Source organism: Myxococcus sp. CA040A (genome assembly GCF_013336725.1).
GTDB classification, from domain to species: domain Bacteria; phylum Myxococcota; class Myxococcia; order Myxococcales; family Myxococcaceae; genus Myxococcus; species Myxococcus llanfairpwllgwyngyllgogerychwyrndrobwllllantysiliogogogochensis.
Genome location: NZ_JABUMR010000007.1, coordinates 309,710 through 323,116 on the forward strand (window position 1 = coordinate 309,710; position 13,407 = coordinate 323,116).

12 protein-coding genes are annotated in these 13,407 nt (G+C 68.9%); 6 read left to right on the plus strand and 6 right to left on the minus strand.

Features of this window, described 5'->3' with window-relative positions; genetic code table 11:
• Window positions 1-35 precede the first annotated feature (35 nt).
• From HUA75_RS31280 to HUA75_RS31295, 4 genes are all read right to left on the minus strand, one after another.
• Window positions 36-770, minus strand: coding sequence for a double-CXXCG motif protein (locus HUA75_RS31280; RefSeq protein ID WP_174488467.1), 735 nt, complete (start codon window positions 768-770; stop codon window positions 36-38).
• The gene (locus HUA75_RS31285) at window positions 770-1,504 is read right to left on the minus strand and encodes a TIGR02269 family lipoprotein (RefSeq protein WP_174488468.1); all 735 of its coding nucleotides are present in this window, start codon (window positions 1,502-1,504) and stop codon (window positions 770-772) included. Before HUA75_RS31285 ends, HUA75_RS31280 begins: the two co-directional genes overlap by 1 nt.
• A 128-nt stretch (window positions 1,505-1,632) precedes the next feature.
• A complete protein-coding gene (locus tag HUA75_RS31290; RefSeq protein ID WP_174488469.1) occupies window positions 1,633-2,124 on the minus strand; it encodes an SRPBCC family protein in 492 nt (163 codons plus the stop codon).
• Window positions 2,121-2,462, minus strand: a complete 342-nt coding sequence (locus tag HUA75_RS31295; protein WP_141645134.1) for a helix-turn-helix transcriptional regulator — start codon at window positions 2,460-2,462, stop codon at window positions 2,121-2,123. Before HUA75_RS31295 ends, HUA75_RS31290 begins: the two co-directional genes overlap by 4 nt.
• Window positions 2,463-2,714: 252 nt before the next feature.
• Between HUA75_RS31295 and HUA75_RS31300 the strand changes: the two genes are divergently transcribed.
• Window positions 2,715-4,811 (plus strand): thaumatin family protein, encoded by a 2,097-nt coding sequence (locus tag HUA75_RS31300; RefSeq protein WP_174488470.1) that lies wholly within the window; start codon window positions 2,715-2,717, stop codon window positions 4,809-4,811.
• An 81-nt stretch (window positions 4,812-4,892) separates the two neighbouring features.
• On the opposite strand, the gene HUA75_RS31305 is transcribed toward HUA75_RS31300, so the two are convergent.
• Complete coding sequence (locus HUA75_RS31305; RefSeq protein WP_141645136.1) at window positions 4,893-5,699, minus strand: S9 family peptidase; 807 nt, start codon at window positions 5,697-5,699, stop codon at window positions 4,893-4,895.
• 286 nt (window positions 5,700-5,985) lie between these two features.
• Here HUA75_RS31305 and HUA75_RS31310 point away from each other — a divergent pair, with 286 nt between their 5' ends.
• Complete coding sequence (locus HUA75_RS31310; protein ID WP_141645137.1) at window positions 5,986-7,425, plus strand: glutamine synthetase family protein; 1,440 nt, start codon at window positions 5,986-5,988, stop codon at window positions 7,423-7,425.
• Here HUA75_RS31310 and HUA75_RS31315 read toward each other — a convergent pair.
• On the minus strand, window positions 7,422-8,705 hold the full coding sequence (locus tag HUA75_RS31315) for an APC family permease (RefSeq protein WP_141645138.1): 1,284 nt from the start codon (window positions 8,703-8,705) through the stop codon (window positions 7,422-7,424). The two genes, HUA75_RS31310 and HUA75_RS31315, sit on opposite strands and share 4 nt — an antisense overlap.
• 144 nt (window positions 8,706-8,849) lie before the next feature.
• Between HUA75_RS31315 and HUA75_RS31320 the strand changes: the two genes are divergently transcribed.
• The 4 genes from HUA75_RS31320 to HUA75_RS31335 all read left to right on the plus strand — a co-directional run bounded on the left by HUA75_RS31320 (window position 8,850) and on the right by HUA75_RS31335 (window position 13,379).
• Window positions 8,850-10,307 carry a hypothetical protein gene (locus HUA75_RS31320; RefSeq protein ID WP_174488471.1) on the plus strand — a complete coding sequence of 486 codons (1,458 nt, stop codon included), beginning with the start codon at window positions 8,850-8,852 and terminating at the stop codon, window positions 10,305-10,307.
• Window positions 10,308-10,401: 94 nt separating this feature from the next.
• Window positions 10,402-11,922 carry a hypothetical protein gene (locus HUA75_RS31325; RefSeq protein ID WP_141645140.1) on the plus strand — a complete coding sequence of 507 codons (1,521 nt, stop codon included), beginning with the start codon at window positions 10,402-10,404 and terminating at the stop codon, window positions 11,920-11,922.
• A gap of 276 nt (window positions 11,923-12,198) precedes the next feature.
• Window positions 12,199-12,690 carry a hypothetical protein gene (locus HUA75_RS31330; RefSeq protein ID WP_141645141.1) on the plus strand — a complete coding sequence of 164 codons (492 nt, stop codon included), beginning with the start codon at window positions 12,199-12,201 and terminating at the stop codon, window positions 12,688-12,690.
• Between the two features lie 5 nt (window positions 12,691-12,695).
• Entirely contained in the window at window positions 12,696-13,379 is a 684-nt protein-coding gene (locus HUA75_RS31335; protein WP_141645142.1) for a hypothetical protein, read from the plus strand.
• Window positions 13,380-13,407: the final 28 nt, after the last annotated feature.

Consider the following 13,407-nt stretch of genomic DNA (forward strand, 5'->3'; position numbering starts at 1 on the left):
ACGGCGGTGCGGAGTTGCCCGACGGGCTCCGCGCCTCACGGAAGTTCGGAGGTTGGCGCTGAAATCTCCGTCACTTGGATGCCGGTGTCTCCCAGCCCTTGGAGCACGCCGACGAACCGCTCGCTTGCGATGATGTGGCCTGGACCCGGACGGAAGCGGAACACGTCCGCATCAGGCAGAGTCGCCGCGTCGAGCCACCAGCGAGTGGGCGCCAGGGTCATCTCCTGGGAGCCACACACCGGGCAAGGTTCTCCGACTGGCATGGGGCGACATTCCGCTGCGTAGTCACCCGCGACGAGCAGCTCCAGCTCAAGCAATGGAGGGGCGCCAGGGGCCATCTTCAATGCGGTCGACACGGGCTTGATTCCGCGAAGCCGCGCCGCCGACAGAGCCTCAACCGCCGCTGGCTGGACGAAGATGTTCCACGGCGCGTCCATCGCAATCGGAGGGGGCTGTCCCCTCACCTGCCCGACCAGCGGGCCCATTCCAGCACCTGGCCTGACGAGCGCCCCGTCCGGCATGAATGGATGCACGAGGTCGTGGAGACGGATGTACTCCGACCAGGACTCCTGCCGAGCCTTCACGAACTCGCGTTGCTCAGGCAGCGTGGACAGGTCCGCGCTCGGGTAGTTGAGGGAGAGGGTCGCCCATTCCGCGAAGCACTTGCCGCAGGCCGCCCCCGGGAGCGCCCACTTTCGCTTGGCACTGATGGTCCACTGCCGGCGATTCACCTCCCGGTCGATGACGTTCCTGAGCGTGTAGTAGCGCATCAGCGACTCACTCCCTGCAGTACCTGCTCCAACTTGCCGAGCTGCTGCCAGTAGGACATGGGCATCCCGACAAGACGATATTTCTGGAGCATGTAGCCCGCGTGCTCGAAGTGCCTTCGCTTCGCTTCCCTGGGCGACAGGCTTGATCCCTCGATCCGGAGGATGTGGTCCTCCCAATCGGCGTTCCACGGCGCACCCGATTCACCGCGATGAATCTCCTTGTGCCGCTTCACATCGATGGCGATGGCGTACTCGTGAATGTTGATGCCCTGCTGTGAGAAGTAGGACTCGAATGCCCGGGGAAAGATGTGGTGCTTCTCCTTCGGGACCTTCTCCCACTCCGCATATGCCTTTCTGATTTGCTTCTGACTCGGAAGTTCCTCCGGGCGCTCCCAGTGGATGACGAACACCGCCTCCCGTCCGGGGAGTACCTGCGGAGCGCCCCAAAGCCGCTGGGGAGATGAGCTGACGCCCGCGCTCGTTGGCGAGGTAGCGCCGCGCAGGGCGATCGGAGCCGATGCCACATCCTCGCACCGGTATGCGCCGCAGACATCGCCCGCGCACGCGACGGTGACACAGTCCGCGTCGTCATCGGCCGCTCCCGCGCAATCCTCGGCGGAATCAGCCTCTCGCGGCAGCGTGATGGTTTCCGTGCTCGCGATTTCCGACGTCGTCGCACAGCCAAGGAGCACGGCCCACAACAGTGCAACCCACCACGCGCGAATCGTTACCATCGACCCCCCGGATGTGGTGCCCCCGCATGATACGCCTCGCGTGAGCGTTGGAGCCGCTGGTGATTGGCTCATTCCCTGAACCTTAAAACCGCCACAGGGAATGAGCCAATCGAGCTACGTCGAGGCGCCTACGCCTCTCGGGCGAGCAGCGCGTCCAGTGCGCGGTAGCTCTCGTTGAGGCCGCCTTCCATGCCGGAAGACGCCATGCCGTCGCGCTCCTCCGTCGTGTAGAAGAGCGACGTCGCCACCAGCTTCGTGCGGCCGTTACCCACGTCCTCGAGCGTCGTCGTAATCAGGATGACGTAGCCCGGCATGCCATCCCACTCGAAGGTCTGCACCATCCGCTCGGGCGGCGTGACTTCGCGGAACCGGCCCTCGAAGCCGTGAGCGTCGCCCTCGGCGTGCTCGACGAAGCGCCAGTGTCCTCCGCGCTCGACCTCCAGCCGTTCGACGACGAGCTTGTTGCCACGGCCCCACCACTTGGCCACCTGCTTCGGGTCCGTCATCGCCCTCCAGACGCGCTCGCGCGGGGCATCGAAGATGCGCTCGGTGCGAATCTCCCGGTCGGACGGCTGCGTGACGACGGCATCCCTGGACGTCTGCTGCGAAGACTTGCTCATGACTCCTCCTCATCTTTCGTTCGCGCGAGGAACTCGCCCAGCCTGTCGAGCCGAGCGTCCAGCATCCGCCGATAGCCGGCGATCCACGCCGCCTCGTCCTCCAGGCGACGCGGTCCCAATTTGCAGGTCCTCACCCGCCCCACCTTCTCGGTGGAGACCAGCCCCGCCTCTTCCAGCACGTGCACGTGCTTCTTCATGCCCGTCAGGGTCATGTCGAAGGACCCGGCCAGCTCGCTGATGGACGCCTCGCCACGTCCCAGCCGCTCCAGCACGCCCCGACGCGTGGCATCCGCCAGCGCTCCGAAGGCCAAATCGAGCTGCGAATTAAACTGAACCATATGGTTCAGTGATAATCAAGGACGCTGTCGCGCGCAAGTCCCTCGCGACAGAACGCGCGCACGGCGGGGCCGCGACGACGGGCCCGCGTGCTCGTGCGCCGAGGGACTTCGCGAGCGCTCCGCACGAAGCTCGGGAGCACACCCGTGGCGGGTACGCCTTGGAGCACGCGCGCATCCGACGCGCCGAATCCTTGGTGCGCGTTTTCACCCGCAGTACGGTCCCTGGGCGAACCTGCCTCGGAGTCCCCCTTCATGGTTTCGCGTCGATTGGTTGCACCCGTGGTGTCGCTCAGCTTGTCCGCGCTCGTGCTGGTGCTCGCGGTGGGCAATGGCTGCAGGACGACGGGCACCGGACTTCGCACCACCGCGGACTCCTCGCCGCCCGTGACATGCCCTCCGGGCTTCCGTCCCTTCACGCTGACGAACCAGGCGAGCCAGACGGTGTGGATTGGCCAGACGGCGGGCGCCGCGCCTCCGCCCTTCGCCTGCACCACCGACACGGACTGTGGTCCAAATCAGCAGTGCAACAACCCGGGCTGTACCAGCAGCGCCGACTGCAACGCCGGCAACATGTGTGACACGAACACGGGCCAGTGCATGGTGGCGACCGGCAGCGCATGCAACGGTGGCGCGCCCATCGTCACCGTCAATCTTCCCTCCATGCAGTGCACGGGTGCGAAACAGGTGGCGGCCTGCGCGGGCTGCGGTTCCGAGGGCTGTGACTCCACCACGGGCCTGTGCAACTGCGCGACGGGTGGCCAGGGCGTGTGCCCCACCGGGACGACGTGCGCCAACACCGTGCAGGAGTGCAGCCTCGCCAACGGTGGCACCTGCTATTTCCAGCAGGTCGTCCCCGGTGAGAACCAGGCCTGCGGCTCGGGCAACACCACGTGTCCGACGGGACAGACGTGCGACGTGGAGCTGGGCCTGTGCCAGTACTCGCGCACGGATGGCGGCGTGCCCCTGGATGCGCTGGAGCTGACGCCCCAGGAGACGGCCACGCTGTGCATGCCGTCCTCGCTTCCGCCCGCCTACGCCAACCTCCAACCCCAGTTGACGGCCTGCACCCAGGACTCGCAATGCCAGAGCAACCGCTGCCTGGTGGCCAGCGGCCCCGACATCACCAACCCGCCCACGGACTGTCCCCAGGACGCGGGCTCCACCTCGTGCCTGTGTCGCCCCGTCGTCGGCTGGAGCGGCGGCATCTTCGGGCGCACGGGGTGTCAGGCTGACGGAACGAAGTGCCAGAGCGCGGACTGCGGCAACGGGCCCGGAATGCCGTGTCCGCTCGGCAAGGGCGGCACCAATCCCTTCGCCGCGGCGGAGTTCACCCTCCAGCCCAATGCGTCCGACTTCTACGACGTCACCGTCATCAACGGCGCGAACGTCAGCATCCAGATGGGACCCACGAATGACGGCGGCTTCGCGCCCGCGTCCCAGCCGTCGCCCTATAACTGTGGCACCGCGGGCTCGCGCGTGGCCCAGAGCGTTCCCGACGCGGGGACGCTGGAGGCGTGCTCTTGGCAGTTCACTCCGGACACGACGGCCGGGCTCTCGGCCGACTACTCCACCCTGCTGCGCGCCATCACCCTGCCGACGTGCAGCCAGAACAGCGACTGCGGGGCGGGCACCACCTGCATCAGCGGCGTGTGCCAGCCCACGCTGACGAAGTGTGCCCTCACCGAGCCGTACTGCGCGGGCAACGCGGTGTGCAGCAACCCCAACAACCCCGCCGCCGGCTATTGCAGCACCTGCGCGTCGAACAGCGACTGCGCGGGCCTGGATGACGGGGGCACGCCGACGTGCGGCACGGCCTTCCTTCCGGGCGTCAACACCATGACGCCGCTCATCCAGACGTGTGGCCAGTCCATCGGCTGGTGGTCCTACGAGGACCTCTGCGCGGCGATGCCTCCGTTCAGCTACGGCCCGCTCAACTGCGCGCAGCCGATGAGCGCGGGCACGGTGACGGACACGCTGAACAACCTCTTCCAGTGCGCGGGGAACTTCGGCCAGTCCTGCTACAACTCGAGCGCGGGCAACACCCCCTCCTGCTGCGGCTGCCCGACGTTCCCCGGCAACCCCGCGGGCGGCTTCTGGCCCACCACGCTGGAGGCCGGCAACAACCCGGCCCAGCAGGCCCAGGGGCAGTGCATCAACAACAACACCACGTGGGCGCAGAACGTCCAGCCGTGGCTCGCGTTCCTCAAGAAGGCGTGCCCCACCGCGTACACGTATGCGTATGACGACGCGACCAGCACCTTCACGTGCATGACCACGGGAACCGGAGGCCCGGACGGTGGGACGCCCAACTCGGTGGGCTACGGCCTCGTGTTCGGTGACGTGAACTAGCGACGGGGCCGGGCGCGCCGCTCATGCCGACAAGGCGATGAGGGCGCGCTCGACTTCAGAGGAGCATGGGGACGACGGCGCTCAGAGCAGCGAGCGCACGGCGTCCACCACCTGGGGCCACTCGCGCGAGCGTGGGTCGACGACCTCGAAGTGGCCCGCGCCGGGCAGCACGACACAGCGCACGTCGTCGCCATGCGCGCGGCCCCGGGCACAGTAGTCCGCGCTCATCGCCACGGGGACGGTGTCGTCCTCGGAGCCGTGAAGGATGACCTGGGGAACGCCCAGGGGCTGGAGCGCGGCGGGCGAGGCGCGCTGGTAGCGCAGGGGCACTTCCAAGGGGGAGCCGCCGAGGAGGAGCTCCGCGGCGCGGTCGCTCAGCCCCAGCTCGTAGGTGCGCGTCAAATCGGCCAGGCCCGCGAGGGAGACGATTCCGCGAGGGCGCAGCGGGTCCTCGCGGCGCAGCGCGCTCCCCACGGGCATCCGGTGACGTGCCCCGAGCCACAGCGCGAGGTGGCCGCCCGCGGAGTGTCCCAGGAAGACGACGCGGGAGAGGTCCAGGGGATGCGCTTGCGCGAGGGTGCGCAGGAAGTCCGCGCCGAGCGCGACGTCTTCCAACGTGCCGGGATAGCCACCGCCCTCGTGGCCGATGCGTCGGAACTCCAGGCTCCAGGTGGCGAAGCCGCTCGCGGTGAGCGCGGCGCACAGGTGGCCCAGGTGAGCGAGGTCATACTTCGCGCGCCAGAAGCCCCCGTGGAGGGCCACGACGACGGGATGAGGCCCCGGACCCGACGGAAGCCGCAGCTCCCCGAAGTGGTGCGGCCCCGGGCCATAGCTGATGCGTGCATCCGGCGCGGGAGGCGCCTCCTCGAGAATCCACAGCGAGCTCATGCCCGCATTTTCAAGAGGCGCCAGGGCCCTCACAAGCCGTGCCCGTCCATGGCCCTCCCGGGCAGGCAAGCTCCCAGGGCGTCCAAGTGTCCTTCGGACGTCACTCCCACCCTCCCGGAGGCCCTCCCAAGTGTTGCCAAACGGGCTTTAAACGTTTTTAGACCAAGGATTTAGCCTTCACTCGCGCAAATTTAGGCTTGATTTCCCGTCGCCAAATGTAAATACCTGCGCCCACGGATTCGCTGCCGCCGTTTGACGGCGGTCACCGGCCTGGAGGCACGGACACATGGAGACGAAGGGGCTGCGGACTTTCCTGGAGATTCCCTACGACGAGCTGGAGGAGCGCAACCTCAAGGTGAAGGAGCAGCGCGTCCAGCACGTGGCCGCCGACAAGGTCCGCGAGGAGCGCATCAAGTACCTCACCGACGAGCGCAACCTGAAGGCCGTCACCGTGTGCTTCACCGACCTCGAGGGTCGGCTGCACATGCTGGACTACGACAAGAAGTTCCTGCTCAAGAGCGCCGACAACCTCACCTTCGACGGCTCCTCCATCCGCGGCTTCTCCCAGCAGTCGGAGAGCGACCTGCGGCTGAACATCGACTGGGGCTCCTTCTACTGGCTGCCCTCCGACATCTTCGGACCCGGCAAGGTGCTGGTGTTCAGCGAAGTGCTGGAGCGCGACGGCAGCCCGTACCACGCGGACATGCGCGGCCAGCTCAAGCGCATCACCGAGGCGCTGTACCAGAAGGACGGCACCGTCTTCCACGCCGCGCCCGAAGTCGAGGGCTTCCTCTTCAAGGGCCGCGACGCCGAGCGCCACTACCACGAGACGGGCAAGTTCGACTTCATCTCCACCGGCGGCTACTACCACTCGCTGCCCGGAGACCCGCTGCGCGCCTTCATCGACAAGGCCGCCGAGGCCCAGCGCGCCATGGGCTTCCAGAACGAGAAGGACCACCCGGAGGTCGCCCCCAGCCAGTTCGAGATGAACTTCTCGTACAGCGAGGCGCTCATCTCCGCGGACCAGATTCAGCTCTACAAGCTCCTGTGCCGCCAGGTCGCCGCGCAGATGGACACCACCGCCAGCTTCCTCCCGAAGCCGGTGACGGGCGTCAACGGCAACGGCATGCACATGAACATGTCGCTGTCGAAGAACAACAAGAACCTGTTCTACGACAAGGCCGGCCAGGACAACCTGAGCCCCATGGGCTGGGAGTTCATCGACCGGCTGCTCACCAACGCCAACGACATCTGCCTGGTCCTCAACTCCAGCGTGAATGCGTACCGCCGCCTGGACCCGCACTACGAGGCCCCGAATCAGATCAAGGCCAGCGCCAACAACCGCGGCGCCATGGTGCGCATCCCCTACGGCAACGAGCGCTCGGCGCGCGTCGAGTGCCGCTCCGTCGCCCCGGACGCCAACCCGTACCTGGTGCTCTACTCCCTGCTCCGCACCGGCCTGGAAGGCCCGCAGCCGCAGGAGGACGCGGAGTCCAAGCGCAGCCGCACCCGCTTCCTGCCGGACAACATCTTCGACGCCATCCGCCTCTTCAAGGGCAGCTCATTCATCGCCAACATCCTGGGTGAGAACGTGCAGTCCAAGTTCGCGGAGCTGAAGACGGCCTCCGCCGAGCGCTGCCCCAAGCAGCTGGGCGCCCGCGTGAAGACGTCCGAAATCCAGTTCCACCACGAAATCACCAACCAGTACCTCTGGAGCCAGTTCTAGGCCCTCGGCCTGGACAGCCCCAGCAGCACCAGGCCCGCCACCACCGCGACTCCGGTGGTGGCGGCCTCCCGAAGGCTCGCGCCGAACGCCACCAGCGTCAGGCCGAGCCCCAGCGTGGGCACCGCCAATATCGCGTGCACCGGGCGCAGGCCCCGCTGACGCTTCCACGAGAGCCACGCCAGCGCCGCCGCCGTGACGCCGTACTGCATCAGCACGGCGATGCTGGAGAGCGCGAAGAGCTCCGACAGGTTCCCCAGATTGACGAAGAGCAGCACCGCGCCCCACGTGACGGCCAGCGCCCGCAGGGGCACGCCCCGGGGTGACATGCCCTCCAGCCCCAACAGCGACCGGCCTCCCGACGCGAGCGCGGACAGGTAGCGCGGCGTCGTCACCATCATCCCCACGCAGATGCCCAGCGCGGACACGCTGGTGCCCGCCGACACCACCCGCGACAGGCCCGTCCCGCCCCACACGCCCGCCGCCGCGGCCAGGGGCGCGGCGCTCGTCGCCAGCTCCGGCAGCGCCGCGACACACGCCCAGACGAGCCCCACGTACAAGAGCACCGCGCCCAGGAGCGAGCCCACCGTGGCCAGCGGCACGCTGCGCTCCGACGAGCGCACCTGTCCGGCAATCACCGGCACGATTTCAAAGCCCTGGTACGCGAACATCACCGTGAGCCCCGCGCGCAGCCACGCGCCATCCGCGAGCCCCGACGTGGGCGCGATGACGGGCCGGGGCCCCGAGGCGAGTGAGAACGCGATGAGCAGCGCGGCCAGCGGCAGCAGCTTCAGCACCGTGAGCGATGTCCACGTCCGCGCGGAGACCTGGATGCCCGAGGCGACGATGGCCGCGAGCGCCGTCACCAGCGCGGAGGCAAGCAGGCGCTGCCCCACCGGCCCCTCCAGCCCCAGCGACGGCGCCACCGCCTGCGACAGTCCCGCCACCACGGCGGCCGTGCTCAGGAACGCGCTGACGTAGGCCACCCAGCCGACGAGGAAGGCGACTCGCTCGCCAAAGGCCGCCCGCGCGAAGACGACGGGCCCCCCATCCGCGTCGAAGCGACGACCGAGCACCGCGAAGGCCAGCGCCACGGGAATCAGCGAGAGCCCCGTGAGCGCGAAGGCCAGCACCGCGCCCATGCCCGGCGTGGTCGCGGCGACCTCCGCGGGGGCGAAGAAGATGCCGACACCGACGATGCCGTTGACGCCCAGGGCGAGGAGCTGGAGCGGACCGACCGTCCGTTCCTGAGACGCGGCGGAGACAGCGAGGGGAGCGGGCACGAACCGCAGTTCACTACAGCCGCGGCCCCGGCACCAACCCACCCCCTCGCGTCTCGATATAGCCGGAGCGCCGGAGCGTTCCGTGTCGAGTGACAGGCGGGCGGCCGGGAGTCGCGAGCAGCCAGGCGCCCATGGAGGCTTCCCATGCGCTGGATGGCGGTGATGCTAGGGCTGGTGTGCTCGGGGTGCGCGGTCCTCTCGCGCGGCCTGGGTGTCCCCATCGACGAGGCGGGCGAGCCCGCGCCGAAAGAGGAGACCGTCTACCTGGTCCCCCTCGCCGATGCGATGGCGATGACACGCAACATCCTCGAGGAGCAGCGCTACGACGTCTTCGAGAAGGAAGGCGGGCTGGAGCTGTTCACCTCCGCCCATGAGCCCGGCAAGGGCAGCGCCGGCTCCCGCAACTTCGAGCGGTATTACGTGAAGGGCGAGAAGCTGGGCGAGCGCAGGGCGCTGGTCCGCGTCTTCCGACTCTCCTACAGCGAAATCGACACCGTGGCGGAGACGCCGCCCCTGGCCGCCGGTGTCCGGGAAGAAGCGCACCGGAACGCGGACGGCGTGGACAATCCCTTCAAGAGAGACCCCTTCGCCGGAGCGCCCCAGGTGGAGGGCTATCGCCTGGCGCGCGGCAACCGGGATTTGGGCATCGAGCGCACGCTCCTCCAGCGGCTGGAGATGGTGCCCTCCCTGGAGCTGGTGGGCGGCAACGCCTCCGTGCCCGTGCGCTCGGTGATGATGGAGGAGTGGGCGGAGGAAGCCCCGGCGTCCGTCCCCGAACCCGATTGCGGCGCGCCCCTGGCCGGCACGGACGTGGTGATGACGGCGGGCGCCACGGTGCTGCTCGCGGATCCCCTGGGAACGCGCGAGGTGCCCTCGGCCGCGCTCCGGCTGGTATGTGACGCGACGGCGAAGGGACTTCCCGTGGTGCTCGGCCTGTCGATTCCCTCCACCGAGCAGGCCCTGCTCGACGCCTACCTGGCCAGCGCCGGACTCGCGAGCGACGCGCAGACGCTCCTGGGCAACGGCTCCTTCTGGCGACGCGTGTATCAGGATGGTCGCAGCAGCCGCGCCATGCTGTGGCTCATCGAACAGGTGCGCCGCCTGCGCGCCAGTGGCAAGGACGTGTCGCTCCTGGCCTTCGACGCCGACAAGGCGAGCGGCAACGAGCGCGAGGCGTGGATGGCCCGGCACGTGCTCGACTTCCAGCGCCAGCACGCCCCCGCGTGGACGCTGGTGCTCGCCGGAGGCACACACACGCGCACGCAGAAGGTCGGCTGGGACAGCGACTTCGAGCCGCTGGGCGCACGGCTCGCAGGTCAGCTGCCCTCCGTCCAGGCGCTCGATATCGGCTTCCAGCGCGGCACCCAGTTCTCCTGTCGCTACAGCGTCTGGGAGGACGTGGAGTGTGACGTCTTCGCCATCAGCCCCTCGAAACAGACGCGACACCCCGTGGGCCAGCCCGCGAGCCTGGAGCTGTTCGGCGCGCCCCTTCCGGAGGGATTCCACGGCCGGCTGTATCTGGGCGCGTTGAGTGCATCGCCGCCCGCACTGCACGCCCAGGCCCGTGCCCCTGTCGACACACCCGCGCGGGCGACGCACTGAGCCGTGCGGGAGGCCGCGATATACTCGCCGGCCGCCGGGCGTTTTGCGTGGGAGTGACGCACCGGGCAGCTCACGCCTGGAACAGGGAGCCAAGATGCGCCGGTACGGACTGCTGCTGGGATTGATGCTCACGGGGTGTGCGTCGCTCACCCGTCCGCTCGGGTCGAACATCAACCCGGAGACAGGCCAGTTCGAAACCCCCGTCGAGGAGACGGTGTACCTGGTGCCCGTCGAGGACGCGATGATGACGGCCCGGCGCATCCTGGAGTCGGAGCGCTACGACGTGCTGGAGAAGGACGGCGGACTGGAGCTGTTCTCCTCCGCGCACGAGCCCGGGAAGAACAACAAGAACCTGCGCACCCTCGAGCGCTACTACGTCAAGGGCGAGCGACTGGGGCCTCGCAAGACGCTCGTCCGCGTCTTCCGGCTCAGCTACAACGAGATGGAGAACGTCGTGGAGCAGGGGCCTCGCGTGGCGGGCTCGATAAACAGGGACCTGCTCTCCGACCAGAGTTCGAACCCCCTGGATGCGCGGCTGGAGGCCTTCCGGACCGAGACCAACGCGCAGGGCTTCCGCCGGCAGGTCGCGCTCGAGGACCCGTTCCCGAACGCGCCGGGCATGGAGCGCTTCCGGATGGTGCACGGCGTGCGCGATTTGGGCATCGAGCGGCAGCTCCTCGAGCGGCTGGAGATGGTGCCGGCGCTGGAGCTGGTGGGCGGCAACGCGCCGGTGCCCATGCGCTCGGTGATGATGGAGGGTTGGGGAGAGACGGGCGAAGCGGGCACGGTCCGCGCGGCGGAGTGCGGCGAGCCCGTGGAGGGCGCAAGCCCCCTGCTGGCCGCGGGGCAGGTGCTGTTCGTCGCGGACCCGCTGGGCACCCAGGAGGTGCCGTCCACCGCCTTGCGGATGTTGTGCGAGGCCACGTCGAAGGGGCTGCCGGTGACGCTGGCCCTGTCGGCGCCCATCTCCGAGCAGCCGCTGCTGGAGCGCTACCTCGCCAGTGAGGGCACGTCCGAGGACGCGCAGGAGCTGCTGTCGGAGAGCGCCTTCTGGCGCCGCGTGTACCAGGACGGTCGCAGCAGCCGCGCCATGCTCTGGCTCGTCGAGCAGGTGCGCCGCCTGCGCGTCTCCGGCAAGGACGTGGCCCTGGCCGCCATCGACGGGGAGAAGGTGCAGGGCAACGAGCGCGAGGCGCAGATGGCCAAACACCTGCTCGCCTTCCAGTCCAAGCGCGCCCAGTCCTGGACGCTGGTGCTCACCGGCAGCGTGCACGCGCGCACCGCGAAGGTGGGCTGGGACGGCGACTTCGAGCCGTTCGGCGCGCGCGTGGCCCGGGCCCTGCCCTCGTCCGTGCGCGCCCTGGATGTGGGCTTCAAGCGCGGCACCCAGTTCGCCTGTCGCTACAGCGTCTGGGAGGACGTGGAGTGCAACGTCTTCGCCATCAGCCCGACGAATCAAGCGCTGCAGCTCTCCAAGGTGAACGAGGGCGTGCAGCTCTTCGACGCCGCGCGGCCGGACGGCTTCCACGGGCGGCTGTACCTGGGCACGCTGAATGCCTCGCCCCCGGCGCTGCAGACGCAGAGCAAGGTCGCACAGCTCGACGCCGCGAAGTAGCGCGCGACAACTCCTGTCGTGAGCCTGAGCCCCGGCGCCCGTAGGTGGCCGGGGCTTCGTCATTCACACCCCGGCAAGCTTCGCCGGGGACGGCAAGCCTTGCCGGTCCGAAGACCGCGCCGTGCGGCAACTCCTGCCGGGGGCGCGCGTCCCCTCCCTCGAAAGGCGGGCCGACAGGCGCTGGCATCTTCGTTGCTCTTCCCTGTCCCAGCACGCCACCCGGGTTTGCGCATGACGCGACATCTCGGGGGTGGCGCGCAGGACAAGGAAAATCCCATGACGAAGAACACGTTCAAGAAGTCGGTGGCGGCGCTCGCGCTGCTCGGTGCCCTGCCGGCGGTCGCCGGTCCCGCGACCTACGCGGGCGCGCTGTGCACGTCCGTGTCGGGCTTCGCCGCGCCCAGCATCTTCCGCAGCGGCCGGCTCATCAACCAGACCGGCGGCGCCATCGAGGTCGTCTGTCCCGTGCAGCGCAACGTCGTCGCCCCGTCGTTCAACGAGAACGTCTCCTTCCTCATCACCGCGCGAGACCCGCACCTCACCGAGAACGTCTGCTGCACCGCGACGCTGACCGAGCCCGACGGGACGGCCATCACCGCTGACTCCGGCTGCACCGCCGGCGCCGACACCGCCAACCCGAAGACCATCTCGCTGAACCTGGCGACGGCCTTCGCGTCCGTGAACGGCTACATCGCCCTGCGCTGCGAGCTGCCGGGCCCCTACTCCGGCTTCCAGTCCACGCTCTCCAGCTTCTACATCTCGGAGTAGCCACCATGTCCAAGGTCCGCTGGGGAGTCCTGGGGTTGGCTGGAGCCACCGTGGCCGTCGCCGGAGTGTGGAGTCTGAGGGGGGATGTGCCCATGCAGGGCGCGACACCTCCGGCCGTCGCGGAAGTTCACACCGGACCTCCAGCGGACCTGGAGCAGGAAGTGCGCGCGCTGCGCGCGGAGTTGGAGGCCCTGCGCCGCGCACAGGGCCGCCTGGAGCAGCAGCCCCATGCGCCGGCGACGCCTCCGGGGGGGAGCGTCACCGCGAAGGAGGAGGGCTCCGAGGGCCCGGACACCGCGCCCACGAAGGAGGCCGAGCAGGCGGCGCAAGAGCAGCGTCGGCGGGAGCGGGTGATGGAGCTGGACGCGGAGCTGGAGGCCGCCGCGAACACGGAGCCTCGGGACACGCAGTGGGCGGTCCCCACCGAATCGCTCGTCACCAGGTCTTTTCAGGGCCCGGACTTCACGGGCTCGCGGCTCACCCGCGTGGAGTGCCGCACCCACCTGTGCACGCTGGAGGTGGAGCATGACAACGGTGATGCCCAGGCGGAGTTGTTGACCTCGCTGTTGCGCGTACAGGGCCTGCGGGGGCAGGCCGTCGTACGTCCCCAGAACGAAGGGGGCCGCCGAAGCTCGCGCGTCTACCTCTCCCGGGCGGGAGAGCGTCTGCCCATGACGCTGCGCAAGTGAGCATCCTTCGCTCGGGTCCCAAGCGGCT

Bases quoted from the DNA above. Each gene is read 5' to 3' on its own strand.
- HUA75_RS31280 (WP_174488467.1), bottom strand. From the start codon at position 770: ATGCGCTACTACACGCTCAGGAACGTCATCGACCGGGAGGTGAATCGC.
- HUA75_RS31285 (WP_174488468.1), bottom strand. From the start codon at position 1,504: ATGGTAACGATTCGCGCGTGGTGGGTTGCACTGTTGTGGGCCGTGCTC.
- HUA75_RS31290 (WP_174488469.1), bottom strand. From the start codon at position 2,124: ATGAGCAAGTCTTCGCAGCAGACGTCCAGGGATGCCGTCGTCACGCAG.
- HUA75_RS31295 (WP_141645134.1), bottom strand. From the start codon at position 2,462: ATGGTTCAGTTTAATTCGCAGCTCGATTTGGCCTTCGGAGCGCTGGCG.
- HUA75_RS31300 (WP_174488470.1), top strand. From the start codon at position 2,715: ATGGTTTCGCGTCGATTGGTTGCACCCGTGGTGTCGCTCAGCTTGTCC.
- HUA75_RS31305 (WP_141645136.1), bottom strand. From the start codon at position 5,699: ATGAGCTCGCTGTGGATTCTCGAGGAGGCGCCTCCCGCGCCGGATGCA.
- HUA75_RS31310 (WP_141645137.1), top strand. From the start codon at position 5,986: ATGGAGACGAAGGGGCTGCGGACTTTCCTGGAGATTCCCTACGACGAG.
- HUA75_RS31320 (WP_174488471.1), top strand. From the start codon at position 8,850: ATGCGCTGGATGGCGGTGATGCTAGGGCTGGTGTGCTCGGGGTGCGCG.
- HUA75_RS31325 (WP_141645140.1), top strand. From the start codon at position 10,402: ATGCGCCGGTACGGACTGCTGCTGGGATTGATGCTCACGGGGTGTGCG.
- HUA75_RS31330 (WP_141645141.1), top strand. From the start codon at position 12,199: ATGACGAAGAACACGTTCAAGAAGTCGGTGGCGGCGCTCGCGCTGCTC.
- HUA75_RS31335 (WP_141645142.1), top strand. From the start codon at position 12,696: ATGTCCAAGGTCCGCTGGGGAGTCCTGGGGTTGGCTGGAGCCACCGTG.